Origin of the sequence: Streptomyces sp. Root1310 (genome assembly GCF_001426425.1) — a bacterium.
Classification (GTDB): Bacteria; Actinomycetota; Actinomycetes; order Streptomycetales; family Streptomycetaceae; genus Streptomyces.
In genome coordinates this window covers 658,305-680,555 of sequence record NZ_LMEQ01000023.1, presented here as the reverse complement: position 1 = coordinate 680,555, position 22,251 = coordinate 658,305, and the positions used below count along the sequence as shown (strand labels likewise).

The window sequence follows — 22,251 nt, the reverse complement described above, 5'->3', positions numbered from 1 at the left end:
GCTCCCGCAGACCTTCGTACCCCAAGGAGTCGATCCACCATGGCGAGCGATGCGCCGACCGGCCAGGTATCCGATCTCGACTGGCTGATGAGCGGCCTCGTGCAGCGCGTACCGCACACCACCAGCGCGGTGCTGCTCTCCTGCGACGGACTGGTGAAGTCGGTCCACGGCCTCGACCCGGACAGCGCCGACCACATGGCCGCGCTGGCCTCCGGCCTGTACTCCCTCGGCCGCAGCGCCGGCGTCCGGTTCGGCGACGGCGGGGACGTGCGGCAGGTCGTCGTCGAACTCGACTCGACGCTGCTGTTCGTCACCACCGCGGGATCGGGCGCGTGTCTCGCGGTGCTCGCCGGCCGGGAGGCCGACGCGGCCGTGCTCGGCTACGAGATGTCGATGCTCGTCAAGAGCGTCCGGCCGTATCTCATGACCGCGCCCCGGCAGCACGCCGTCGAACCGTCGGTGATGGGGCCTTGAGCGTGGCGGCGGCCGGCGACGGGCCCTGGCTCGACGACGCAGCCGGGCGGCTGGTGCGCCCGTTCACGGTCAGCGGGGGCCGGACCAAACCCAGCGTCGCCCTCGACCTCATGTCGCAGGTGATGGCCACCGGGGCGACCCCCCTCGGCTACCTCGGTCCCGAACACGCGACCGCGCTCCACCTGACCCGCGCGCCCGTGTCGGTGGCCGAGATCGCGGCCCATCTGAAGCTGCCGGCGGCGGTCACCAAGGTGCTGCTCTCCGACCTCCTCGACTGCGGGGCGCTGACCACCAAGCCCCCCGAGTACCACCACATCCCCACCGACCGGGCCCTTCTGGAGGCAGTGCTCGATGGACTACGACGACAGCTCTGAGTACGACACGTACGACGGGCACCGCGCGTACGGCGCCGCTGACGGCGGCGGCTCCGACCCCTTCCCCACGGCACTGAAGATCCTGGTCGCGGGCGGTTTCGGGGTCGGCAAGACGACCTTCGTCGGCGCCGTGAGCGAGATCGCGCCGCTCAGCACCGAAGAACTGCTCACTACGGTCAGTGCCGCCACCGACAACCTCGACGGCATCGAGAACAAGGTCGAGACGACCGTCGCCATGGACTTCGGCCGCATCACCCTCGACCCGAGCCACGTCCTCTACCTGTTCGGCACGCCCGGCCAGGAGAGGTTCTGGTTCATGTGGGACGAACTGTCCGAGGGCGCCCTCGGCGCGGTCATCCTCGCGGACACCCGGCGCCTCGAGGAGTGCTTCGCGGCCGTCGACTTCTTCGAGGAACGCGGACTCGCCTTCATCATCGCCGTCAACGAGTTCGACGGCTCCCACCGCTACAACCCCGAGGAGGTGCGGGCCGCCATCGACCTCGCCCCGGACGTCCCCGTCGTGCGCTGCGACGCCCGCATCTCCGCGTCCGGTGTGCAGACCCTGCTCACCCTCGTCAAACACCTCATCGCCCACGCACCGGCCGCACCCCAGCCGAGCCGCGGCGCTCACATGTGATCCCCGCTACCGACGCCCCGGAGCCGCATATGACGTACGTCCACAGCGACGGAACCCGGCCATGAGCTACGACCCGCCGCGCCCGGCCGGTCGTCTGCTGCTCACCCCGGACGACAGGGAAGCTCCCGCCCGCGCCCGCAGGCTGCGCAGACTCGGCCTCGGGGCCCGGCCGGAGCCCGCCCTGGACGCCTTCGCGAACCGCCTGGCCCAGGTGGCCGGAGCGCCGTACGCCATGGTCAACTTCCTCGACGAGGAACGGCAGTTCTTCGCCGGGCTGCACACCCCGGAAGGCGGCCGGGCCGCGCGCGGCGGCAAACCCGAGGTGGGCCGCCGGCTGCCCCGCGACTACGGCTACTGCCCGCATGTCGTCGTGCGGCGCAAGGCGCTGGTGCTCGAGGACGTGGGCGACTATCCGCGCTTCGCGGGCAACCCGGTCGTCGACGAGTACGGCATCCGCTCCTATCTGGGCGCCCCGCTCATCGACACGAGCGGCATGGTGCTGGGCACGGTGTGCGTCGCCGATCTCACGCCCCGGCCCTGGGGGAAGGCCGGCCTGGAGACCATCAAGTCGACCGCCGCCGAACTCGCCGGACACCTGCAGCGGCGGGAGAGCGGCGGGTTCCCGGAGCCGTGAGGTACGCGGGTCAGGGAGCCCGCCAGATGTTGTCGAAGGCCGCGTCCTCGATGGACCGGCGCTGCCGTACCGCCTCGAGCTCCGCCACCGCGTCGCCGACCGCTGCCAGGACCGTGACGACCGTGTCGCCGGGGAGGTCCGGGAAGCCCTCGGCGGGCTCCTCGCGCAGACCCACGGCGGCGCCCAGCGCGGCGAGGACCGGCTCGTCCGCCGCCCAGCGCCCGGTGGCATGGCGACGGGCCGGTGAGTCGAGCGGCTCGGTACCCGCGGACCGGAACGGGAGCCGGCCGTGGCGTGTCCGGCCGACCAGCCCGTCCGCCTCGAACCGGGCGGAATAGGCCGCGGCCAGGCCGCTGCCGCGCCGCCACAGCCAGTCCTCGACCGACTCGTACGGCGCCGCCCGTACGAGTGACGCCGCGGCCTCGGCCAGGAGGCGGTCCTCCGGTGCCGGCGCCGGGCCGGGCACGAGGAGGTCGCCGTCGAGGGACACCGCTCCGGTGCCGACGAGATCGATCACCTCGGCGCCCGCGAGGGCCAGGGACAGTTCGCCCTGCCCGGCGGGGCGTACGGGCGCCACGTCCATCGCGACGAGCATCAGGTCCCGTGCAGTGGTCATCGAGGACTCCATGTCAGTCGGCCGGCCCGGTGAGGGTTGCGGTCAAGGGTGGCACGCCCCACCGTGGTGTGCGGGAAGCCGGTCCGGGCGAGCGGGGCCACCCGTGTGAAGCGGAGCTGTGGCGGCGCTTAAGAAAAGCTCGATGGACCCGGCCGGTGAAGTGCGGCAGATTGCTGGGCGAATCCACATGTCTTCCCGGATGCGGGGCCCTTCGGGCTGCTCGTGCCCGGGCCCTCACCACAGGAGCCGTAGCGTGAAGGCGCTGGTCAAGGAGAAGGCGGAGCCCGGACTGTGGCTCGCGGACGTCCCCGAGCCGGCCGTCGGGCCCGGAGACGTGCTGATCAGGGTGCTGCGCACCGGTATCTGCGGCACGGATCTGCACATCCGGTCCTGGGACGGCTGGGCGCGGCAGACGATCCGTACCCCGCTCGTGCTCGGGCACGAGTTCGTCGGCGAGGTGGTCGGCACCGGCCGCGACGTCGCCGACATCCAGGTGGGGGACCGGGTCAGCGGCGAGGGCCACCTCGTCTGCGGCAAGTGCCGCAACTGTCTCGCCGGGCGGCGTCATCTGTGCCGGGCCACGGTCGGGCTCGGAGTCGGCCGTGACGGCGCCTTCGCGGAGTACGTCGCCCTGCCCGCGGCGAACGTGTGGGTGCACCGGGTGCCGGTGGACCTCGACGTTGCGGCGATCTTCGACCCGTTCGGCAACGCCGTGCACACCGCGCTGTCCTTCCCGCTCGTCGGCGAGGACGTCCTGATCACCGGCGCCGGACCGATCGGCCTGATGGCCGCCGCGGTCGCCCGGCACGCGGGTGCCCGCAACGTCGTCGTCACCGACGTCAGCGAGGAGCGGCTCGAGCTGGCCCGCAAGATCGGTGCGAGCCTCGCGCTGAACGTGTCGCGGGAGACCATCGCCGACGGGCAGCGTGAGCTGGGGCTGCGCGAGGGCTTCGACATCGGTCTGGAGATGTCCGGCCGGCCCGCGGCGCTGCGCGACATGATCGCGAACATGACGCACGGCGGCCGGATCGCCATGCTGGGGCTGCCCGCCGAGGAGTTCCCCGTCGACTGGGCCCGGATCGTCACCTCGATGATCACGATCAAGGGCATCTACGGCCGCGAGATGTTCGAGACCTGGTACGCGATGTCGGTGCTGCTGGAGGGCGGCCTCGACCTCGCCCCCGTGATCACCGGCCGGTACGGCTACCGCGACTTCGAGGCGGCCTTCGCCGACGCGGCGAGCGGCCGCGGCGGCAAGGTCATCCTCGACTGGACCGCGTAAGTCACCTGCGTTTCTCGGCGTTTCCTGCGTTTCCTGCGTTTCTTAGGAGCTTCCTGATGTTCGACTCCGTGCGCGACGACGTGCGCGCCACCCTCGACGAGATCCGTGCCGCCGGTCTGCACAAGCCCGAGCGGGTCATCGGCAGCCCGCAGTCGGCGACGGTCGCCGTCACCGCGGGCGGCCGGCCCGGCGAGGTCCTCAACTTCTGCGCCAACAACTACCTCGGCCTCGCCGATCACCCCGAGGTCGTCGCCGCCGCCCACGCGGCCCTCGACCGCTGGGGCTACGGCATGGCGTCGGTGCGCTTCATCTGCGGTACGCAGGAGGTGCACAAGGAGCTGGAGGCCCGGCTGTCGGCCTTCCTCGGCCAGGAGGACACGATCCTGTACTCCTCCTGCTTCGACGCCAACGGAGGGGTCTTCGAGACGCTCCTCGGCCCCGAGGACGCGGTGATCTCCGACGCGCTCAACCACGCCTCGATCATCGACGGCATCCGGCTGTCCAAGGCCCGCCGGTTCCGCTACGCCAACCGCGACCTGGCCGACCTGGAGCGGCAGTTGAAGGACGCCTCCGACGCGCGGCGCCGGCTGGTCGTCACCGACGGCGTCTTCTCCATGGACGGCTATGTGGCGCCCCTCGCCGAGATCTGCGACCTCGCCGAGCGCTACGACGCCATGGTCATGGTCGACGACTCGCACGCGGTCGGCTTCGTCGGTCCCGGCGGCCGAGGCACCCCCGAGCTGCACGGCGTGATGGACCGCGTCGACATCATCACCGGCACCCTCGGCAAGGCGCTCGGCGGTGCGTCCGGCGGGTATGTGGCCGCCCGGGCGGAGATCGTCGCCCTGCTCCGCCAGCGCTCCCGTCCGTACCTCTTCTCCAACACCCTCGCCCCGGTCATCGCCGCCGCCTCGCTGAAGGTCCTCGACCTGCTGGAGTCGGCCGACGACCTGCGGGTGCGGCTCGCCGAGAACACCGCGCTGTTCCGCCGCCGGATGACCGACGAGGGCTTCGACATCCTGCCCGGCGACCACGCCATCGCGCCCGTGATGATCGGCGACGCTGCGAAGGCGGGCCGGATGGCCGAACTGCTGCTGGAGCGCGGGGTGTACGTGATCGGCTTCTCCTACCCGGTGGTCCCGCAGGACCGGGCCCGCATCCGGGTCCAGCTGTCCGCCGCGCATTCCACGGACGACGTCAACCGCGCGGTCGACGCTTTCGTCGCGGCGCGCGCGGAACTGGACGCGTCCGAGCCGCAGACGGTCTGAAGCCGGCGGGCCGGGGGCGAGGCGGCGCGGTCCCGGCCGACGGCCGCCCGAGCGGCGGCTGACCGGGACGGTGGCCGCCAGGACCGGTGGCCGCCAGGACCGGTGGCCGACCGCGACGGTGCAGGCCTGGCCCGGCGGCTGACCGGGACGGCCCGGGCCGACGGCCGTTCCGGCCGGTGGGGACCAATGACCGTCCGGGCTGGAGGCTGTCCGGGGCGGTGACGCTCTCGGCCGGTGCCCCCTGGACAGGTGCGCCCGCGACGGCGGCCGCCCGCGGCGGTGCCCCCGTCCAGGTCGGGGGGCGCCCGGGACGGTGGTGGTCCTGAGTGGGGGTCCTCCGGGCGTCGGTGGGGGGCCGGGGCGGCGGCGGGGCGAGTGGCTCGGGCGTGTTGCGATAATCGATCCATGATCGAAGCGCGGCGGCTCCACATCCTCCGGGCGGTGGCAGACCACCGTACGGTGACCGCGGCTGCCGCCGCCCTGTATCTCACCCCGTCCGCCGTCTCCCAGCAGCTGACGGCCCTGGAGCAGGAGACCGGCCACCGGCTGGTCGAGCGGAGCGCGAAGGGCGTACGGCTCACCCCGGCAGGCGAGATCCTGCTCACCCACACCAACGCCGTCCTGGCCCAGCTGGAGCGGGCCGAGGCGGAGCTGGCCGCCTACAGCTCCGGCGCCGCCGGCACGGTCACGGTCGCCGCCTTCGCGACCGGGATCGCCCTGGTCGTGGCGCCCGCCGTGGCCCGGCTGGCCGGTACCGCCCCGGGGATCCGGATCCGCGTCCAGGACGCCGAGGGCGACGCCAGTCTGCCGATGGTGCTCGACCGGCAGGTCGATGTCGCGGTGGCCGTCGAGTACCGCGGGGCCCCGGCCGCCGACGATCCGAGACTCGCGCACGTCCCGCTCTACGCCGAGCCCTTCGACGCGGTCGTCCCCGTCAGCCACCGTCTCGCCGACGCCCCCGAGGTTCCGCTCGCCGAACTCGCCAAGGACCCGTGGATCGGCCCCTACCCGGGCAACCCATGCCATGACGTGGTCGTCCTGGCCTGCGAGAACGCCGGCTTCCAGCCTCGCCTGGAGCACTCCTCGGACGACTTCCGCGCGGTCGTCGCACTGGCCTCGGCCGACGCGGGCGTGGCGCTCGTCCCGCGTTCGGCGCTGCGCGGCATGGACCTCACCGGGGTGGTCGTACGGCCGGTGGACGGGGTGGCGCCGACCCGGAGGGTCTTCGCGGCCGTCCGTCGGGGAGCGGAGGGGCATCCGCTGATCCGTCCGGTGCTGGAGGCGCTGGGCGAGGCCGCACGCGTGTGAGCCCTGTGAGCCTTCCGTAACCGTGCCGTCTCATATCAGGGATAGCGTCCCGGATATGAGACATGAGGCAGGCGGAGCGGAGACGGTCGGGGCGCCGGACCCCGTCGATGTGCGGATCGCCGGGCGGCTGGCCGAGTTGCGGGCCGAACGCGGCTGGTCGCTGGGGGAGTTGGCGGAACGCAGCGGGGTGAGCCGGTCGACCCTGTCGCGGGCCGAGCGGGCCGAGACCAGTCCGACCGCGGCGGTGCTCAACCGCCTCTGCCATGTCTACGGGCGGACCATGTCCCGGCTGCTCAGCGAGGTGGAGGCGGAGCCCGCGCCGCTGGTGCGCGCCGACGAGCAGTCGGTCTGGGAGGACCGGGCCTCCGGGTTCGTCCGGCGTTCCGTCTCGCCGCCGCACCCGGCGCTGCGCGGCGAACTGGTCGAGGGCCGGCTCGACGCGGGCGCCGACATCGCCTACGACCGGCCGCCCGTGGCGGGCCTGGAACAGCACATCTGGGTGCTGGAGGGCGCCCTGGAGGTGACGGCCGAGAGCACCGCGCACCACCTCGGCGCCGGGGACTGCCTGCGCCTTCGGGTGTGGGGCCCGACCCGGTTCCGGTGCGCGGGCGGCGAGGACGTGCGGTACGTGCTGGCGGTGGTGCTGCCATGACCGTGGCCCGGCTCGACGCCTCCCGACTGCGCGCCCGCGCGGCGGAGTTGGCCGACCTGCTGATCGACGCGGTGGACGACGGCGCCTCGCTCGGCTTCCTCGCCCCGCTCGACCGGGGGGCGGCCGAGGACTGGTGGAGAGACCGCGCGGAGGGCGTCGCGGCCGGGCAGCTCGCGGTCTGGGCGGCCCGGGACGGGGACCGTGTCGTCGGCACCGTGGGCCTGGCCTTCCCCGGCAAGCCCAACAGCCGCCACCGTGCCGAGCTCGTCAAGCTGATGGTCCACCGGGACGCCCGCGGGAAGGGCCTCGGCCGCACCCTCCTGACCACCGCCGAGGAGAGCGCCGTCGCGGCCGGTGTCACCCTGCTGCACCTGGACACCGAGACCGACAGCCCCGCCGAGCACCTGTACCGCACCGCCGGGTGGACCAGGGCCGGGGTGATCCCGGACTACGCGGCGAGCCCGGCCGGGATCCTGCGCCCGACCACCCTGTACTACAAGCACGTCGGCGCCGGGTGACTGTCAGTGGCAGCGGCTACGGTGCGGAGCATGCCGGACGCCGAAGACGTACGCCGTATCGCCCTGTCCCTGCCGGACACCACGGAGAAGATCTCCTGGAACATGCCCACCTTCCGGGTCGCGGGGAAGATGTTCGCCACCCTGCCCGAGGAGGAGACCTCCCTCGCCGTGCGCTGCCCCAAGGAGGAGCGCGACGAACTGGTGCTCGCCGAGCCGGGGAAGTTCTGGATCGCCGACCACGAGGCGCAGTTCGCCTGGGTGCGGGCCCGCCTCGCCGCCCTGGAGGACGAGGACGAGCTGCGGGACATCCTGGCCGACTCGTGGCGTCAGGCGGCCCCGACGCGGCTGCTCGACGCGTACCCGGAGCTGGGGGCGGCCCCGGGGGACTGACGGTGCCCGGTGGCCGGGGCGCGGGAAACGGGTGCGCGACCATCGACCCGAGTGCGGTATGGTTTCCATGCGTGTTCGGCCAGGGGAAAGCCCAGGTCAGGCGGGCAACGGGACGTGGCGCAGCTTGGTAGCGCACTTGACTGGGGGTCAAGGGGTCGCAGGTTCAAATCCTGTCGTCCCGACCAGCTTCATCGCAGGTCGGAAGGTCGTTTCCACGAATGTGTGGAAGCGGCCTTCGTCGTTTTCCACCCGGTTCACGTCGTTCGCGCGGTTCACGCGGTCCACGTTTTCCACGCGGCTCATGTGGAGCGACGAGCCGGGACGGGGTGGGACGCGATGACGTGTCTCGCGCGCCCCCCGCCCCCGATCTGACAGCCCCCGACCCGACGGCCCCGACCTGACGAAGGTGACGTGTGCGCGCCGTCCCGGCCTGTGAGTCGGCCGGGCCGGCTGTGGATTCGCTTAACCCCCGGTGACGCCCCGCGGCCCGCTGCCAGGATGAGGCGCCATGACCGCAGGGCACGGCAAGGCCGACAAGCACCGCAGACTCCCGGACACCGTCAAGGCCGGGAGGCACCGCACACCGCACGGCGCCGGACGCGCGAAGCGGGCCGGCAAGGCGGCACCGGCCGACGAGTCGACGACCGCGCTGGCGCTGGCCGCGCGGGGCGGGGACGCGACGGCCGTCGAGGCGTTCGTGCGCGCCCTGCATCACGACGTCCTGCGGTACGTGGCCCATCTGAGCGCCGACCCGCAGGCGGCGGACGATCTGGCGCAGGACACGTTCCTGCGGGCGCTGAGCGGCCTGCACCGGTTCGAGGGACGTTCCTCGGCGCGGGCCTGGCTGCTGTCCATCGCGCGCCGGGCGGTGACGGACAGCTTCCGGTCCGCGGCAGCCCGGCCGCGCCTGTCGGACCGGACGGACTGGCAGACGGCCGTCGAACTGGCCCAGCCACGCGGACTGCCCGGCTTCGACGACGGTGTCGTCCTGCGGGATCTGCTGGCCGCGCTGCCGCAGGACCGGCGGGAGGCGTTCGTGCTGACCCAGCTGCTGGGGCTGCCCTACGCGGAGGCGGCCGAGGTGAGCGGCTGCCCGGTCGGCACCGTCCGCTCGCGGGTGGCCCGGGCCCGTGCCGCGCTGGCCGGCCTGCTCACCGAGACGGGCGACCCTACGGCTCCCGCGACCCCCGCAGTCCCCGAGGGCCCCGCAGCTCGTCTACCTTCGTCAGCCGGAGGAGACCGAGATAGACCAGGACCAGGGTGAGGGAGCCCGCCGCGAGGGCGGTCGCGGTCGACACCGTGCCGCCGCCCAGCGCGGCCGCGCACGCGCCGTCGGCCGCCCACCCCGCGACGGCGGCGAGGCCCGCTGCCACCAGCAGCTTGGTGTACGTGCGCCGCAGCGCGCCGTCGTCCAGACGCCCGCCGGTCCGGCCGCGCAGCCGGCGCGCGGTGAGGGCCAGCCCCGCGAGGTAGGACAGCGCGTAGGCCCCGGCCATCCCGGTCACCGCCCAGCGGTCGGGCAGCAGCAGCCGGCAGCCGGTGGCCAGAGTGATGTTCACCGCCGCGATCCAGAGCGCCATGAAGAACGGTGTGCGGGTGTCCTCGAAGGCGTAGAAGCCGCGCAGGAGGAGGTACTGCGCGGAGAACGGGATCAGGCCGAGTCCGAACGCCTGGAGCATGTGGCCGAGCGGCTGCGCGGAGGCCGCGTCGGCCGCGCCGTGCGCGAACAGCAGCGTGGCGATCCGCGGACCGAGGGCCAGGAACAGGAACGCGGCCGGGACGATGACGACCCCGCTCACCCGCAGCCCGCGCGACAGATCGGCGCGCACGTCCGCGACGCGCCCCCGGGCCACGGCGCGGCTCATGCGCGGCAGCAGCGCGGTCACCAGGGAGACGGTGACCACCGACTGCGGCAGCATCCAGATGGTCTGCGCGTACATGTACGCCGTGTAGCCCGCGCCGGCGTCCGGCAGCCTCTGGTCGACCGTGGTGGCGTAGTTGGTCACCACGGTCAGCGAGACGAGGTTCGTCAAAACGAGCAGCAGGGTCCACTTGGCGGCGTGCACACCGGATCCGAGGCCCGAGCCGCGCCAGTCGAACCGCGGGCGGAAGCGGAACCCGGCGGCCCGCGCGAACGGGACCAGCGCGAGGGCCTGCACCGCGATGCCGGCCGTCGTCCCGACGCCCAGCAGCCGGACCTGGGCGTCGGTGATGTCCCCGACCTCCGCCGGCACGGTCATCAGGCCGAGGTAGGCGCCGAACATGCCCAGCAGCACGACGTTGTTGAGGACCGGCGTCCACATCATCGCGCCGAACCGCTCGCGGGCGTTGAGCACCTGTCCGTAGATGTTGAACAGGCCGTAGAAGAAGATCTGCGGGAGCAGGAACCGGGCGAAGACCACGGTGAGGCGGTACGCCTCGTGGTTGTCCGGGGTGTCGCGCATGTACAGCGAGACGATCTGCGGGGCCGCCCACACCGCCAGCGCCGTCCCCGCGGCGAGGACGGACACGACCAGGGTGACGAGCCGCTGCTCGTAGGCCCGTCCGCCGTCCGGGTGGGTCGCCCTCGCCCGTACCAGCTGCGGCACCAGCACGGCGTTCAGCGCACCGCCGATCAGCAGGGTGTAGAGGCTGGTCGGCACGGTGTTCGCGGTGTTGTAGGTACTGGCCAGCAGGCCGGTGCCCAGGGCGGCGGCCTGCAGGACCTGGCGGATCAGCCCCGTCGCCCGGGAGACGATCGTGCCCAGGGCCATCAGCACCGACGAGCGCGCCGCCCCGCCCTTGCGGATCTGGTGTTCCCCGGACTGCCGCTGTGCTGTCGCCCCCATCGGGCCAACCTACGCCAGACGTGCTCCGCGAGCCCCAACCGCCTTGCTCGCCAGGGCGGTTGGCGGGCACGGGAGTCACCGGCGGCTGCGTACCCGCTCCCCGCGCGGCGGGCTGATGAACTGGAGCTCCAGCGTGACCGGCGGCGCCGCGATCCCCGGGCCGCCCGCCGCGGCCCAGGTCAGGATCTCGTCCGTGCAGTCGTCGTCCATGGCGAAGCCGACCCAGGTGGCCCGGCCGCCGGCCCGGCGTCCACCGGCCGAGGGCTGCACGACGATCACGTTGGCCTGGTCGCAGGGGCCCAGGCAGTCGGTCGTCCGGACCTCGAAGGCACCGGCGGAGTCGGCGGCGGCCGCCCGCAGCCGCTCCAGCTGCCAGGCGTGGTCGTAGCCGGGGTGTTTGCCGGCGTCGCCGCAGCAGCAGCCCCTGCACACCACGAGGGTGCAGGGACGACTGCGGGCGGCGCCCACCAGGGCACGACGGCCGGCCGGGGCGGGGATCACGCTCAGGAGGCCGAGAGGCCGACGTGGGCCAGGGCCTGCCGCAGCAGGAACCCGTGTCCGCCCGCCATCTCGCTCTGCACCGCGAGCGAGGCGGCCTCCTGCGGGCTGAACCACACCAGGTCCAGCGCGTCCTGGCGGGGACGGCAGTCGCCGGTCACCGGCACGATGTAGGCCAGCGACACCGCGTGCTGACGGGGGTCGTGGTACGGCGTGACGCCCTGCGTGGGGAAGTACTCGGCCACCGTGAACGGCTGGAGCGAGGTCGGAACGCGGGGCAGCGCCACCGGACCGAGGTCCTTCTCCAGGTGGCGCAACAGGGCGTCGCGGACGCGCTCGTGATGCAGGACCCGGCCGGAGACCAGGGTGCGGCTGACCGTGCCTTCCGGTCCCATCCGCAGCAGCAGGCCGACGCTGGTGACTTCGCCGCTGTCGTCGACGCGCACGGGCACGGCCTCGACGTACAGGATCGGCATACGGGCGCGCGTCATCTCGAGCTCGTCGGAGCTCAGCCAACCCGGCGTGGTTTCGGTCAAGTCAGACATTGCTTGATCATACTTTCAGTGTCCGTCGGGAAGCCGGTAGACCCGGCGGGCGTTGTCGGCTCCGGCCCAGCGCGCCAGGCGCAGCGCGTCGGACAGGCCCAGTTCGTCGGCGTCCACCCGGTCCTGGAGCAGATCCCCCAGTCCCCTGCGGAACGCCAGCGCGCCGAGCCCGTAGAACTCCGCCACACCATAGGCGTCCGAGCTGTACAGCAGTTTGCGGAACGGTGTGATCTCCAGCGCCTCCTCCAGGACCGCCCGCGCTCGTGGGGGACCCACATGATGCAGGGTGAGCCCCACATCCAGGTAGACCTGCTCGAACACCGCGGCCAGATAGGCGGCCTGGCGCTGATAGGGCCAGCAGTGCAGCAGCATGACCGGGACGGTGCCCGCCGTCAGGTGCAGCCAGTCCGTGAGAAGGCTCGGGTCCACCCGGTGCAGCCGGATGTCGTTGTCGCCGAAGCCGGTGTGCAGTTGGAGGGGGAGCCCCACGTCGACGGCCGTCCACAACAGGTGCCGGACCAGCACCGGGTCCGTCAGCCGTCCGCCGCCCGCCGTCCAGCGCCGGGCGGCCCGGGTGACCTCGGCGTCCGAGGGCCGGGCCGGGTCGAAATCGAAGCCGGTCCGGTACGCGGCCACCGACTTGACCGCCACCACGCCCGGCCGCCGCACCGCGTCCAGGGCCGCCGCCCGGAACGCGTCGGAGTACCCGTCGGCCTCGACACCCCGCGTGACCACGGCCTCCGCGACGGCTTCCAGCCGGACGACCTCGTGGGCGACCGCCGGCTCGTGGGCGACCGCCGGACCGCCGGCCGCGGCGGCCGCCGCCAGCTCGGCGGGCGTGGTGATGCGGTGCGGGGCGAACCCGGTGTCGACGCAGAACACGCCGGTCCGGGCGGCGCCGAGGAACCGCCGGTTCACCTCCCGCGGACCCAGTTCGGCGCGCCGGGCCAGGTAGACGTCGGCCGGGGCGTGCCGCTCCAGGTCGAGCAGCGGCGCGCAGTGGCGGCGCACGGCCACCCCGGCGGGGGTGTCGAAGGCCGACACGCCCGGCCACCGGTCGCCCTCGGTGAGCAGGGCCTCGAAGCCCGGCCGGTCCAGGGGGTCGACGACCACGCCGTGGCAGTGGTGATCCACCAGCTCCAGCTCGGCGAGGGCCTCGTGGACCGGTCCGCCGGTCATGTCAGTACTTCCAGCGGTAGGCCGCGGCCACCCGCTCGTCGTCGAGTCCGTCGACGGCGTCGATCTCGCCCTGCCGTACGGCGCTCACCGCGTCGGCGAGGACCGGGCCGAGCGCGGTGCGCAGCACCTCGTCCCCGCGGAACTCGGCGAGCGCCGCGGCCAGCGAGGCCGGCAGCCGGCGCACGCCCCGGGCCGCGGCCTCCCCGGCACCGAGCCGGGCCGGGTCCCCGTGCGTCTCCTCGGGCAGGACGGCGCCCGACGCGAGCCCGGACAGCCCGGCGGCGATCAGGCAGCCGAGGGCGAGGTACGGGTTGGCGGCCAGGTCGACCGGCTTGACCTCCAGATTCGCCTGCTCGGCGCGGCGGCCCGCCGTACCGCGCACCAGACGCAGCGCGCACTCGCGGGTCTCCAGGCCCCAGGCGGTGAACACCCCGGCCCACTGGGACGGTTTGAGGCGCAGATGGCTTGCCGGGCTGGGCGCGGTCACCGCCGTGAGGGCCGGCAGCCGGGCCAGCACTCCGGCCGTGAACGCCTCCGCGTCGGCCGTCATGCCGTGCCGCCGCACTCCGCCCGCGTGCAGGTTCGTGCCGTCCCGCCAGGCGGAGAGATGGACGTGCCCGCCGTTGCCGACGCCTTCCGCCACGACGGCGGGGGAGAAGGACACCCGCAGGCCGTGGCGCCGGGCCAGCGCGCGGATCGTCTGGCGGACGAGGACGCTGCGGTCGGCCGCCGCCACCGGGTCGAGCGCGCCCACCGAGATCTCGAACTGACCGGGCGCGTACTCCGGATGGATCTGGTCGACGGCCACGCCCTGCGCCGCGCACGCGGCCAGCAGCTCGACGGTGTACTCGCTCAGCTCGACCTGCCGGGTCGCGCCGTACGCCGGTCCCGCGGCCGCCGGGACGAACTCGCCCGCGGGCGCCGAGTCCAGGCCGACCGCCCACTCGATCTCGATGGCCGCCTTGAAGTCGAGACCGTGCTCGCGGGCCGCCCGCGCGACGACGCGCCGCAGAAAGGTGCGGGAGCAGCCGGGGTGCCGCTCCCCGTCCTGGGTGACGCGGTCGACCGGCGCCCAGGCCCAGCCGGGCTGCGCGGCCAGGGCCACCAGCCGGTCGAGGTCCGGGTACAGGCGCAGATCGCCGTCCGGGGAGCCCAGCACGTCCGTCGCGACGATGTGGTCGTTCGCCAGGAACGTGTCGAACACCGGCGACATCCCGACGCCCCAGGCGACCGCCGAGGCCAGCCCGGCCGTGGGGATCGTCTTCACCCGGCCGATGCCCGCCGTGTCGACATACGCCAGGACGATCCCGTGCACGCCTCTCTCCGACAGCTCGCCGGCGAGCGCCCCGGCCCGCTCGACCTCTCCGGGACGCCCGCCGGGGACGGGATCGGCAAGGGTGGTCATACGTCCTCCACGGTCGGTACGTCCGGTGCGTGCCGTACGTCCGTCAGGGTTTCACGGCCACCGCGCCGTACTGCGGCACCACCGCGAGGGAGTCGGCCTCGCCGCGCCACCGCGAGCAGGACACCAGGCCCGGCTCCAGCAGCTCCAGGCCCTCGAAGAACGCGGCGATCTCCTTGCCGCCCCGTGCGGTGATCGGCGGGGTGGCGTTCTCGTTCCAGAACTTCATCGCCGGGATCTGGCCCTCGCCGCCCACCTCGCTGTCGTGGGTGGGGTGCGTCAGCACCAGGAAGCTGCCCGAGGGGACGTCGGCCATGACCTTGCGGACGATGTCCCGGGCCGCGTCGAAGTCCAGGACGAAGTTCAGGATGCCCAGCATCATCACCGCGACCGGGCGGGTGAAGTCCAGGGTGCCCGCCGCGCGTTCGAGGATCTGGGCCGGGTCGTGCACATCGGCGTCGATGTAGTCGGTGACGCCCTCGGCGGTGCCGGTCAGCAGCGTACGGGCGTGCGCCAGCACGATCGGGTCGTTGTCGACGTACACGATCCGCGACTCGGGCGCGACGCGCTGCGCGATCTCGTGGGTGTTGTCGGCCGTCGGCAGTCCGGTGCCGATGTCGAGGAACTGCCGCACCCCGCGCTCCTCGGCGAGGAACCGCACCGCCTGTCCCAGGAACCAGCGGTCCGCGCGCGCGATCTCCCGGATGAGCGGGAACATCCCGGCGACGTGTTCGCCGACCCGCTGGTCGACCTCGTAGTTGTCCTTGCCGCCGATCCAGTAGTTCCACACCCGCGCGTTGTGCGCGACGCTGGTGTCCAGCCGTGCCGACCCGCTCACCCGAGAGCCCCTTCTCACGTCCTGCCCGCGTCACGGGCCTCCGTCCGCCATTGTGCCGCCGGATGATCACCGTTGTCCCCGGTAGGGTGAAAATCCGGTGATCCCGTCCAGGAAGCAGGCCATGCCCTACTCGCACGCCCCCCGCCCGACCGCGTCCGCGTCCCCGGCGGGTCCCGTCGACATCCGGCTGGTCGTCACCGACATGGACGGCACGCTGCTCGACGACGACAAGAAGATCCCCGAGGGCCTGTGGGAGACCCTGGCGCGGCTGCGCGAGCGCGGGGTGCTGTTCACCCCGGCGAGCGGGCGCCAGTACGCCACCCTGGCCGCGGAGTTCGCCGAGGTCGCCGACGGCATGGTGTTCATAGCGGAGAACGGCACCTACGTGGTGCGCGACGGGGAGGAGCTGAGCTCCGATCCGCTCGCGCCGGGCGTGGTCGCGCGGGTGATGCAGACCGTGCGCGGGCTGACCGCCGACGGCGTCGACGTGGGCGCCGTCGTCTGCGGGAAGCGGTCCGCCTACGTCGAGCGGGCCGACGAGGCGTTCCTGGCCGAGGTGGGCCGCTACTACGTGCGGCACCGGGTCGTCGAGGACGTCACCGCCGTCGACGACGACATCATCAAGGTCGCCCTCTTCGACTTCGCGTCCGTCGAGAGGACCACCGCACCGGCGCTCGCGCCCTTCGCGGGCACCCACCAGGTCGTCGTCTCCGGCGAACACTGGGTCGACGTCATGAACCGCACCGCGAACAAGGGCGCCGCGCTGCGCGCCCTCCAGCGCGAGCTGGGCATCACACCGGCGCAGACCATGGTGTTCGGCGACTATCTCAACGACCTGGAGATGCTGGACGCCGCCGACTGGTCGTTCGCCATGGCCAACGCCCACCCGGAGGTCGTCCGCCGGGCCCGCCACCTCGCGCCGTCCAACAACGACAACGGGGTACTGCGCACCGTCAGGCGCCTGCTGGACCTCTGACGCCGCGGACGGTGCCGCTGACGGTCCCGGCGAAGGTGTGCAGCAGGGGGCCTGATCCGGCCGGATCAGGCCGACGCGCGGTCCGCCGCCTCCGCGCCGCGACCCGCCCGTGATCGCGAGCGGGTCGTGTGCCGCGGCCCCGACGTCCTGGCCGGCCGGGGCTGCGGGCGAGGGGCCGTACGCCTTCCCGGCCCACGGCGGCGGACGGTCCCGCCGACCGGCCGATCGCGCCCGTCGGCTGCGGCCGGCCCGACCGCTCTCCTAGGCTGCGCGGTATGACCGAACCGGCCGTAGTCGCCCGCCTGACCCGCGAGATCACCTCGGGACTCGAACCCGGCCGGCTGGCGGGCTTCTACGAGGATCTGCACCGCCATCCCGAGCTGTCCTTCCAGGAGCACCGCACCGCCGGGAAGCTGGCCCTGCGGCTGCGCGGGGCCGGGTACGCGGTGACGGAGGGGGTGGCCCGCACCGGCGTCGTCGGGGTGCTCGAGAACGGCGACGGGCCGGTGGTGTGGCTGCGCGGCGACATGGACGCGCTGCCCGTGCGGGAGGCGACGGGGCTGCCTTACGCCTCGACCGTCGACGGGCTGATGCACGCCTGCGGCCACGACCTGCACGTCACGTGGCTGGCGGCCGCCGCCGAGACGCTCGCCGCCGCCCGGGAGACCTGGTCCGGGACGCTCGTCGTGGTCGGGCAGCCCGCGGAGGAGGCCGGGGGCGGCGCCCGGGCGATGGTCGCCGACGGGATCCACGCCCGCTTTCCGCGCCCGGACGTGCTGTTCGGCCAGCACGTGGCGCCGGGACTCGCCGGTCTCTACCCGCACACCCCCGGCCTGACGCTGTCGGCCTCGGACGACGTCGACGTCGTCGTGCACGGTGTCGGCGGGCACGGTTCGCGGCCCGAGTCGACGGTCGACCCGGTCGTCACGGCCGCGTACATCGTCACCAGGCTGCAGACCGTGGTCGCGCGCGAGGTGGCGGCGACCGAGCCGGTGGTGCTGACGGTGGGGAGTTTCCACGCCGGTACGAGTGCCAACATCATCCCCGCCGAGGCCCGGCTCGCGCTGAACGTGCGCACCCGGGACAGCCGGGTGCGCGAGCGGGTCCTCGCCGCGATCCGGCGGGTCGTGGAGGGGGAGTGCGCCGCCGCGGGGTGTCCGGTCCCGCCCGAGGTCACGGTCCACGCGGGCTGCCCGAACACCGTCAACGACGCGGTCCTGGACGGGGAGATCGCCGCCGTGCACCGTGAACTCTTCGGCGAGCACACGGTGTTCGACTTCGGGCAGGCACTGGGCAGTGAGGACTTCTCCCTGCTCGCCCCGGCGGGCGTGCCGTACGACTACTGGTACGTGACCTCGACCCCGGAGCCCGTGTGGGAGGCGGCGCCGGGGGAGGAGCTGCGGGAGAAGTTCGCGGGAGTGCCGGGCAACCACAGCCCGTTGTTCGCGCCGGACCCGTCCGTGCTGGTGCCGGGAGTGCGCACGCTGGTGTCGGCGGCGCTCTCCCGGCTCACCGGCTGAGGCGTGGGCGGCCTGTGGCGCCCCGTGCGGCCCGAGCGGGCCCTCAGGGCTTGAGCGGATCGTGGCCGATCGTCATCAGACGATGGCGCCCGCGGGTGTCCTCGGCCCTGGGCTCGTTCTCCGGGTCCGTCTGCGCGGTGACCGTGTCCACGACCCGGTACATCACGCGGACGTCGTCGTCGGTCAGGTCGGTGCGCCGTTTCTGGAGGATCGCCAGCACCTGCCGCCCGGTGGAGGTTCCCGCCTCCTCGGGCAGCGGCTCGGCGTTCTCGTCGGCGTCCCGCACCCGCAGCCAGGCGGCCAGCTCCTGCGAGGTCATGTTCACCGCGCGGTGGAAGTCCTCCCACAGCGCGTCGAGTTCGAGTGCGTCGGTCATGGCGGGTGGTCCGCTCCCTCTGTTCCGCTCTCCGCGTGGATCAGTGCTCGGGTCCCTGCCCGGATCAGTGCTCGCGCGGCCAGTTCTCCGCCTCGAACATCCACCGCTGCTTCTCCAGCTCGGCGGTGATGCCGATGAGCAGGTCCTGGGTGACCGGATCGGCCTGTTCGGTCGTCGTGATCCGCTCCCGCAGGCGTGCGATGGCCGCCCCCAGTGTCTCCGCGATCACCTGGACGACGTCCTCGTCGCGCAGCCAGCCGTCCTTGGGGGAGGGGAGGGTGAACGCCGAGGCGATCGTCTCCGGGCGGCCGTCGGGCGGCAGGCCCAGCGCCGCGGCGCGCTCCGCGACCGTGTCGGCGTACGTACGGGCCGTCGAGACCACCTCGTCGAGCTGGAGGTGTATCGAGCGGAACCGGGGCCCCACGATGTTCCAGTGCGCCTGCTTCCCGATCAGGGAGAGACCGAGGAGATCCACGAGGGTGGTCTGCAACGCGTCGAAGGTGACCTGGCGGGCCGGTTCGGGCAGGGGGCTCTTCACGACAGTCATGCGGTGCTCCTCGTCGTCGCGTCGTGTCTGGCGGTACGGAGCAGTTCCGCGCGTTCCTCCTCGCCGGTCCCGCCCCACACACCCGACGTCCGTCCGATCGCGAACGCGTACGACAGGCACTCGGCGCGCACCGTGCAGCGGGCGCAGACGCGTTTGGCCGCCGCGGTGTCGCGCAGGGCGGGTCCGCTCGTGCCCACGGGGAAGAACAGCTCAGGGTCCTCGCCCACACAGGCGGCACTGCGCAACCACTCCATGCAGGCGCGGGTGCCCCGGTCACACCACCGCAAACAGCCGCATCCTGGTGCCGTCTCAGGAGGCGGGCACACCGTCGAGGAAACGCGTCACGTCCGCGAACACCTCGGCGCGGTTCGTCTCGTTGAAGACCTCGTGCCGGGCCCCCGGGTAGATCCGCTCGGTCTGGGTGCCGCCGCTCAGCCGCTCGACGCCGGTCCGGCTGCCGGGCAGCGGGACCAGCCGGTCGTCGTCCCCGTGCAGCCACAGCAGGGGCAGCGGCCCGATGTCGCCGCCCTCGGCCACGGTCCGCAGGGTCCGTACGAACGCCTCCAGCGTCGGCCGCTTCATCGGCCCGTGCCAGACCAGCCCGTCCGCCGCGTAGGCAGCGCCCACCGAGGGGTCGCGGGAGAGGGCGGCGGGCGAGACGGGCAGGTCGGGGATCTCCTCGTACGCCAGCAGCCGGCCGGGCAGCTCCCAGTCGCCGATCACCGGGCCGGACAGCACGAGCGCGGCGAGTGTCCCGCCGTACCGCTGGGCGTACCGGGCCGCGACGAGTCCGCCCATGGAGTGCCCGATCACGATCAGCGGGAGGTCCGGGTGCGCGGCGCGGGCCAGCCGCGCCACGGTGTGCACATCGGTGACCACGTCCTCGAAGTCCTCGATCGCCACGCGCTCGCCCGCCGACCTTCCGTGCCCCATGTGGTCGGGGGCGAAGACGGCCGCGCCGTGCCGGGTCAGGACGTCGGCGAGTTCCCCGTAGCGGCCGGCGTGCTCGCCGTAGCCGTGCACCACCAGCGCGATCCGGCGGGGCCGCGGAGCGGACCACTCGTGCACGACGATCGTGCCGCGGGTCCCGGTGAGGACGTGTTCGGTCATCGCTCCTCCAGCTGCGTCGGCGAAGGCCTGCGGGGATCTTCCCAGGGGGTCGGGCCGGGGTCTACAGTCGAAAAACTAGCAGTGTTAATCAAGGAGTCCTGACGTGCGTCCCGTCCACTTCGCGGCCGCCCGCCGCACCCCCGTCGGCAGACTGCGCGGAGCCCTGTCCTGCGTGCGGCCCGACGACCTCGCCGCCACCGTCATCCGCGGCCTGGTCGCGGGGGTGCCCGCGCTCGATCCGGCCCGTATCGACGACGTCTACTGGGGCGCCGCGAACCAGGCGGGTGAGGACAACCGCAACGTCGCCCGGATGGCCGCCCTGCTCGCCGGACTCCCCGAGACCGTGCCCGGCGCCACGGTGAACCGGCTGTGCGCCTCCGGGCTCGAGGCCGTCACGACCGCGGCCCGCACGATCGCCGCGGGCGAGGCCGACATCGTGCTGGCGGGCGGCTCCGAGTCGATGAGCCGCGCCCCCTTCGTCCTGGCCCGCCCCGACGAGGCCCTCCCGCACCGGGTCGAGACCGTCGACACCCGGCTCGGCTGGCGCCTGGTCAACCCCGCCATGAAGGAGCTGCACGGCCTGCTCGCCATGGGAGAGACCGCCGAGGAGGTCGCCACGCGGTACGGCATCACGCGCGAGCGCCAGGACGCGTTCGCCCTGCGCAGCCACCGACTGGCGGCGCTGGCCCGCAAGGACGGCCACTTCGACGACGAGCTCCTGCCCGTACGGCGCCCCGACGGCGTGGTCGTCGACGCCGACGAGGGCATCCGCGAGGACACCTCGCCGGAGAAGCTCGCGAAGCTGAAGCCCGTCTTCCGCGAGGGCGGCACGGTCACCGCGGGCAACGCCTCACCCATGAACGACGGCGCCGCCGGGCTCCTCCTCGTCAGCGAGGAGGTGCTCGAGGAACTGGGGCTGGAGTCCCTGGGCCGGTATGTCGCGGGCGGCTCCGCGGGCGTCCACCCCGACGTGATGGGCATCGGCCCGGTCCCCGCCACCCGCAAGGTGCTGGCCCGGGCCGGCTGGAGCGTCGACGACGTCCAGGAGGCCGAGTTCAACGAGGCGTTCGCCGCCCAGGTACTCGCCTGCGTCGACCAGCTCGGCATCGACCCCGGCCGGGTCAACCCCAGCGGCGGTGCGATCGCCCTCGGCCACCCGCTCGGCGGCTCGGGTGCCCGCATCCTCACCACCCTCCTGCACCGCATGCGCCGCACGGGGGCGGAGCGCGGACTGGCCACGATGTGCGTGGGCGTCGGACAGGGCAGCGCGGTACTCGTGGAGAGGCACTGAGCGGCACGGGCGGCACGGGCGGCACGGGCGGCGGGCGTGGCACGGGCGGGACGAGCGGTACCGGCAGGCGCTGAACGGCGCTGACGCCGTCGGCCGGGGACCGCCCGGTCGGCGGCCGGCGGGGCGGGACCGGCCACCAGGCGAGACGGCTTCGGGCCGTCCGGTAGGTGTGCGTAGCATCGGTCTCCGCATGAACACGATGAACTTGTGGCACATCACCGGCTGGGAGTTCGTGGCGCTGGCCCTCGCGGCCCTGCTCGTCGGCTTCTCCAAGACGGCCGTCAGCGGGGCCAACACGGTCAGTCTCGCGATCTTCGCGGCGATCCTGCCCGCCCGCGCCTCCACGGGGGTCCTGCTGCCGATCCTGATCGCCGGCGACGTCCTCGCCGTCCTCACCTACCGGCGGCACGCCCACTGGCCCACCCTGTGGCGGCTGTTCCCGGCGGTCGCGGCCGGCGTGGTCGTCGGGACGGTCTTCCTGGTGTGGGCCGACGACGAGGCGGTGCGCACCTCGATCGGCGCGATCCTGCTGCTGATGGCGGGCGTCACGGTGTGGCGGCGCCGCACGGCCGACGCGGACGGCGGACCCGACACCGTGGCCACCCGGTCCGGCCGCCTCAAGGCCCGCTCCTACGGCGTCCTCGGCGGCTTCACCACCATGGTCGCCAACGCGGGCGGGCCGGTGATGTCGATGTACCTGCTCTCGGCCGGCTTCCGCAAACTCGGCTTTCTCGGCACCTCCGCCTTCTTCTTCCTCATCGTCAACGTCTCGAAGGTGCCGTTCAGCGCGAGCCTCGGACTCATCGACGGTCGCTCGCTCCTCCTGGACGCGGCACTCGTCGCGTTCGTCGTCCCCGGCGCGCTGCTCGGCAAGTGGGCCGTGCCCCGCATCGACCAGCGGCTCTTCGAGCGACTGGTGATCGCGGCGACCGTGGTGGGCGGCCTCCAGCTCCTGCTGCGCTAGCCGTACGGCCCGGACAGCCGGTCC

Annotated in this window: 27 protein-coding genes and 1 tRNA gene; 16 read left to right on the top strand and 12 right to left on the bottom strand. The window is 73.3% G+C overall.

The genetic code is table 11. The annotated features are described in order from the left end of the window. Positions 1-39 precede the first annotated feature (39 nt). The 4 genes from ASD48_RS27115 (at position 40) to ASD48_RS27100 (ending at position 2,119) form a co-directional block, all read left to right on the top strand. Positions 40-474, top strand: coding sequence for a roadblock/LC7 domain-containing protein (locus ASD48_RS27115; RefSeq protein ID WP_020129489.1), 435 nt, complete (start codon positions 40-42; stop codon positions 472-474). Positions 475-476: 2 nt separating this feature from the next. Continuing rightward, positions 477-848, top strand: coding sequence for a DUF742 domain-containing protein (locus tag ASD48_RS27110; RefSeq protein WP_020129490.1), 372 nt, complete (start codon positions 477-479; stop codon positions 846-848). Beyond that, complete coding sequence (locus ASD48_RS27105) at positions 826-1,485, top strand: ATP/GTP-binding protein (RefSeq protein WP_057604312.1); 660 nt, start codon at positions 826-828, stop codon at positions 1,483-1,485. Before ASD48_RS27110 ends, ASD48_RS27105 begins: the two co-directional genes overlap by 23 nt. 61 nt (positions 1,486-1,546) lie before the next feature. Then, positions 1,547-2,119 (top strand): GAF domain-containing protein, encoded by a 573-nt coding sequence (locus ASD48_RS27100; RefSeq protein WP_057604311.1) that lies wholly within the window; start codon positions 1,547-1,549, stop codon positions 2,117-2,119. A 10-nt stretch (positions 2,120-2,129) separates the two neighbouring features. Here the strand turns inward: ASD48_RS27100 and ASD48_RS27095 are convergent, their stop codons facing one another. Then, positions 2,130-2,735: a GPP34 family phosphoprotein gene (locus ASD48_RS27095; protein ID WP_057604310.1), complete on the bottom strand. Its 606-nt coding sequence runs from the start codon at positions 2,733-2,735 to the stop codon at positions 2,130-2,132. A gap of 253 nt (positions 2,736-2,988) precedes the next feature. On the opposite strand from ASD48_RS27095, the gene tdh reads away from it, so the two are divergent. The 7 genes from tdh (at position 2,989) to ASD48_RS27060 (ending at position 8,338) form a co-directional block, all read left to right on the top strand. Next, positions 2,989-4,017 carry an L-threonine 3-dehydrogenase gene (gene tdh, locus ASD48_RS27090; protein WP_057604309.1) on the top strand — a complete coding sequence of 343 codons (1,029 nt, stop codon included), beginning with the start codon at positions 2,989-2,991 and terminating at the stop codon, positions 4,015-4,017. A 56-nt stretch (positions 4,018-4,073) separates the two neighbouring features. Continuing rightward, positions 4,074-5,285 (top strand): glycine C-acetyltransferase, encoded by a 1,212-nt coding sequence (locus tag ASD48_RS27085; RefSeq protein ID WP_057604308.1) that lies wholly within the window; start codon positions 4,074-4,076, stop codon positions 5,283-5,285. A gap of 405 nt (positions 5,286-5,690) precedes the next feature. Next, a complete protein-coding gene (locus tag ASD48_RS27080; RefSeq protein WP_057604307.1) occupies positions 5,691-6,593 on the top strand; it encodes a LysR family transcriptional regulator in 903 nt (300 codons plus the stop codon). 55 nt (positions 6,594-6,648) lie between these two features. Continuing rightward, positions 6,649-7,245, top strand: a complete 597-nt coding sequence (locus tag ASD48_RS27075; protein WP_057604306.1) for an XRE family transcriptional regulator — start codon at positions 6,649-6,651, stop codon at positions 7,243-7,245. Then, a complete protein-coding gene (locus tag ASD48_RS27070) occupies positions 7,242-7,763 on the top strand; it encodes a GNAT family N-acetyltransferase (RefSeq protein WP_057604305.1) in 522 nt (173 codons plus the stop codon). Before ASD48_RS27075 ends, ASD48_RS27070 begins: the two co-directional genes overlap by 4 nt. A 30-nt stretch (positions 7,764-7,793) precedes the next feature. Further along, positions 7,794-8,153, top strand: coding sequence for an MmcQ/YjbR family DNA-binding protein (locus ASD48_RS27065; protein ID WP_057604304.1), 360 nt, complete (start codon positions 7,794-7,796; stop codon positions 8,151-8,153). Between the two features lie 108 nt (positions 8,154-8,261). After that, positions 8,262-8,338: transfer RNA gene (locus tag ASD48_RS27060), tRNA-Pro, on the top strand. Here ASD48_RS27060 and ASD48_RS44420 read toward each other — a convergent pair. Then, positions 8,301-8,447 (bottom strand): hypothetical protein, encoded by a 147-nt coding sequence (locus ASD48_RS44420; RefSeq protein WP_157880702.1) that lies wholly within the window; start codon positions 8,445-8,447, stop codon positions 8,301-8,303. The genes ASD48_RS27060 and ASD48_RS44420 overlap by 38 nt on opposite strands. Before the next feature lie 214 nt (positions 8,448-8,661). On the opposite strand from ASD48_RS44420, the gene ASD48_RS27055 reads away from it, so the two are divergent. Next, entirely contained in the window at positions 8,662-9,417 is a 756-nt protein-coding gene (locus tag ASD48_RS27055) for a sigma-70 family RNA polymerase sigma factor (RefSeq protein WP_057604303.1), read from the top strand. On the opposite strand, the gene murJ is transcribed toward ASD48_RS27055, so the two are convergent. From murJ to ASD48_RS27025, 6 genes are all read right to left on the bottom strand, one after another. Continuing rightward, positions 9,323-10,906, bottom strand: a complete 1,584-nt coding sequence (gene murJ, locus ASD48_RS27050) for a murein biosynthesis integral membrane protein MurJ (RefSeq protein WP_242432742.1) — start codon at positions 10,904-10,906, stop codon at positions 9,323-9,325. The genes ASD48_RS27055 and murJ overlap by 95 nt on opposite strands. 150 nt (positions 10,907-11,056) lie before the next feature. Beyond that, positions 11,057-11,482, bottom strand: coding sequence for a (2Fe-2S) ferredoxin domain-containing protein (locus tag ASD48_RS27045; RefSeq protein WP_242432735.1), 426 nt, complete (start codon positions 11,480-11,482; stop codon positions 11,057-11,059). Positions 11,483-11,484: 2 nt separating this feature from the next. Then, positions 11,485-12,024, bottom strand: a complete 540-nt coding sequence (locus tag ASD48_RS27040; RefSeq protein WP_107104401.1) for an NUDIX hydrolase family protein — start codon at positions 12,022-12,024, stop codon at positions 11,485-11,487. Positions 12,025-12,039: 15 nt separating this feature from the next. Next, on the bottom strand, positions 12,040-13,203 hold the full coding sequence (locus ASD48_RS27035) for an amidohydrolase family protein (RefSeq protein ID WP_057604300.1): 1,164 nt from the start codon (positions 13,201-13,203) through the stop codon (positions 12,040-12,042). Between the two features lies 1 nt (position 13,204). After that, positions 13,205-14,608, bottom strand: a complete 1,404-nt coding sequence (locus ASD48_RS27030) for a glutamine synthetase family protein (protein WP_057604299.1) — start codon at positions 14,606-14,608, stop codon at positions 13,205-13,207. Between the two features lie 43 nt (positions 14,609-14,651). Next, a complete protein-coding gene (locus tag ASD48_RS27025; protein ID WP_199875968.1) occupies positions 14,652-15,443 on the bottom strand; it encodes an SAM-dependent methyltransferase in 792 nt (263 codons plus the stop codon). A 121-nt stretch (positions 15,444-15,564) separates the two neighbouring features. On the opposite strand from ASD48_RS27025, the gene ASD48_RS27020 reads away from it, so the two are divergent. Together ASD48_RS27020 and ASD48_RS27015 are read left to right on the top strand one after the other, a co-directional pair. After that, positions 15,565-16,419 (top strand): Cof-type HAD-IIB family hydrolase, encoded by an 855-nt coding sequence (locus ASD48_RS27020; RefSeq protein WP_057604297.1) that lies wholly within the window; start codon positions 15,565-15,567, stop codon positions 16,417-16,419. A gap of 275 nt (positions 16,420-16,694) precedes the next feature. Continuing rightward, positions 16,695-17,939: an amidohydrolase gene (locus ASD48_RS27015; protein ID WP_057604296.1), complete on the top strand. Its 1,245-nt coding sequence runs from the start codon at positions 16,695-16,697 to the stop codon at positions 17,937-17,939. A gap of 43 nt (positions 17,940-17,982) precedes the next feature. Here ASD48_RS27015 and ASD48_RS27010 read toward each other — a convergent pair whose 3' ends face one another. From ASD48_RS27010 to ASD48_RS26995, 4 genes are all read right to left on the bottom strand, one after another. Continuing rightward, positions 17,983-18,315, bottom strand: coding sequence for a DUF3140 domain-containing protein (locus ASD48_RS27010; protein WP_057604295.1), 333 nt, complete (start codon positions 18,313-18,315; stop codon positions 17,983-17,985). A 64-nt stretch (positions 18,316-18,379) separates the two neighbouring features. Then, complete coding sequence (locus ASD48_RS27005) at positions 18,380-18,862, bottom strand: DNA starvation/stationary phase protection protein (RefSeq protein WP_057604294.1); 483 nt, start codon at positions 18,860-18,862, stop codon at positions 18,380-18,382. Further along, positions 18,859-19,116, bottom strand: a complete 258-nt coding sequence (locus ASD48_RS27000) for a WhiB family transcriptional regulator (protein ID WP_057604293.1) — start codon at positions 19,114-19,116, stop codon at positions 18,859-18,861. The genes ASD48_RS27005 and ASD48_RS27000 overlap by 4 nt, the downstream gene beginning before the upstream one ends. 55 nt (positions 19,117-19,171) lie before the next feature. Next, entirely contained in the window at positions 19,172-19,972 is an 801-nt protein-coding gene (locus ASD48_RS26995; protein ID WP_057604292.1) for an alpha/beta hydrolase, read from the bottom strand. Between the two features lie 103 nt (positions 19,973-20,075). On the opposite strand from ASD48_RS26995, the gene ASD48_RS26990 reads away from it, so the two are divergent. Together ASD48_RS26990 and ASD48_RS26985 are read left to right on the top strand one after the other, a co-directional pair. Further along, the gene (locus ASD48_RS26990; protein ID WP_057604291.1) at positions 20,076-21,263 is read left to right on the top strand and encodes an acetyl-CoA C-acyltransferase; all 1,188 of its coding nucleotides are present in this window, start codon (positions 20,076-20,078) and stop codon (positions 21,261-21,263) included. 190 nt (positions 21,264-21,453) lie between these two features. Further along, entirely contained in the window at positions 21,454-22,227 is a 774-nt protein-coding gene (locus ASD48_RS26985) for a sulfite exporter TauE/SafE family protein (RefSeq protein ID WP_057604290.1), read from the top strand. Positions 22,228-22,251: the final 24 nt, after the last annotated feature.

Excerpts from the sequence above, each read along its gene's own strand:
- ASD48_RS27075 (WP_057604306.1), top strand. The coding sequence starts at position 6,649 with ATGAGACATGAGGCAGGCGGAGCGGAGACGGTCGGGGCGCCGGACCCC.
- ASD48_RS27055 (WP_057604303.1), top strand. The coding sequence starts at position 8,662 with ATGACCGCAGGGCACGGCAAGGCCGACAAGCACCGCAGACTCCCGGAC.
- ASD48_RS27030 (WP_057604299.1), bottom strand. The coding sequence starts at position 14,608 with ATGACCACCCTTGCCGATCCCGTCCCCGGCGGGCGTCCCGGAGAGGTC.
- ASD48_RS27000 (WP_057604293.1), bottom strand. The coding sequence starts at position 19,116 with ATGGAGTGGTTGCGCAGTGCCGCCTGTGTGGGCGAGGACCCTGAGCTG.
- ASD48_RS27095 (WP_057604310.1), bottom strand. The coding sequence starts at position 2,735 with ATGACCACTGCACGGGACCTGATGCTCGTCGCGATGGACGTGGCGCCC.
- ASD48_RS27010 (WP_057604295.1), bottom strand. The coding sequence starts at position 18,315 with ATGACCGACGCACTCGAACTCGACGCGCTGTGGGAGGACTTCCACCGC.
- murJ (WP_242432742.1), bottom strand. The coding sequence starts at position 10,906 with ATGGCCCTGGGCACGATCGTCTCCCGGGCGACGGGGCTGATCCGCCAG.
- ASD48_RS26995 (WP_057604292.1), bottom strand. The coding sequence starts at position 19,972 with ATGACCGAACACGTCCTCACCGGGACCCGCGGCACGATCGTCGTGCAC.
- ASD48_RS27015 (WP_057604296.1), top strand. The coding sequence starts at position 16,695 with ATGACCGAACCGGCCGTAGTCGCCCGCCTGACCCGCGAGATCACCTCG.
- ASD48_RS27100 (WP_057604311.1), top strand. The coding sequence starts at position 1,547 with ATGAGCTACGACCCGCCGCGCCCGGCCGGTCGTCTGCTGCTCACCCCG.
- ASD48_RS27065 (WP_057604304.1), top strand. The coding sequence starts at position 7,794 with ATGCCGGACGCCGAAGACGTACGCCGTATCGCCCTGTCCCTGCCGGAC.
- ASD48_RS26985 (WP_057604290.1), top strand. The coding sequence starts at position 21,454 with ATGAACACGATGAACTTGTGGCACATCACCGGCTGGGAGTTCGTGGCG.
- ASD48_RS27020 (WP_057604297.1), top strand. The coding sequence starts at position 15,565 with ATGCCCTACTCGCACGCCCCCCGCCCGACCGCGTCCGCGTCCCCGGCG.
- ASD48_RS27005 (WP_057604294.1), bottom strand. The coding sequence starts at position 18,862 with ATGACTGTCGTGAAGAGCCCCCTGCCCGAACCGGCCCGCCAGGTCACC.
- ASD48_RS27040 (WP_107104401.1), bottom strand. The coding sequence starts at position 12,024 with ATGTCTGACTTGACCGAAACCACGCCGGGTTGGCTGAGCTCCGACGAG.
- ASD48_RS27085 (WP_057604308.1), top strand. The coding sequence starts at position 4,074 with ATGTTCGACTCCGTGCGCGACGACGTGCGCGCCACCCTCGACGAGATC.
- ASD48_RS27105 (WP_057604312.1), top strand. The coding sequence starts at position 826 with ATGGACTACGACGACAGCTCTGAGTACGACACGTACGACGGGCACCGC.
- ASD48_RS27080 (WP_057604307.1), top strand. The coding sequence starts at position 5,691 with ATGATCGAAGCGCGGCGGCTCCACATCCTCCGGGCGGTGGCAGACCAC.
- ASD48_RS27115 (WP_020129489.1), top strand. The coding sequence starts at position 40 with ATGGCGAGCGATGCGCCGACCGGCCAGGTATCCGATCTCGACTGGCTG.
- ASD48_RS27070 (WP_057604305.1), top strand. The coding sequence starts at position 7,242 with ATGACCGTGGCCCGGCTCGACGCCTCCCGACTGCGCGCCCGCGCGGCG.
- ASD48_RS27035 (WP_057604300.1), bottom strand. The coding sequence starts at position 13,203 with ATGACCGGCGGACCGGTCCACGAGGCCCTCGCCGAGCTGGAGCTGGTG.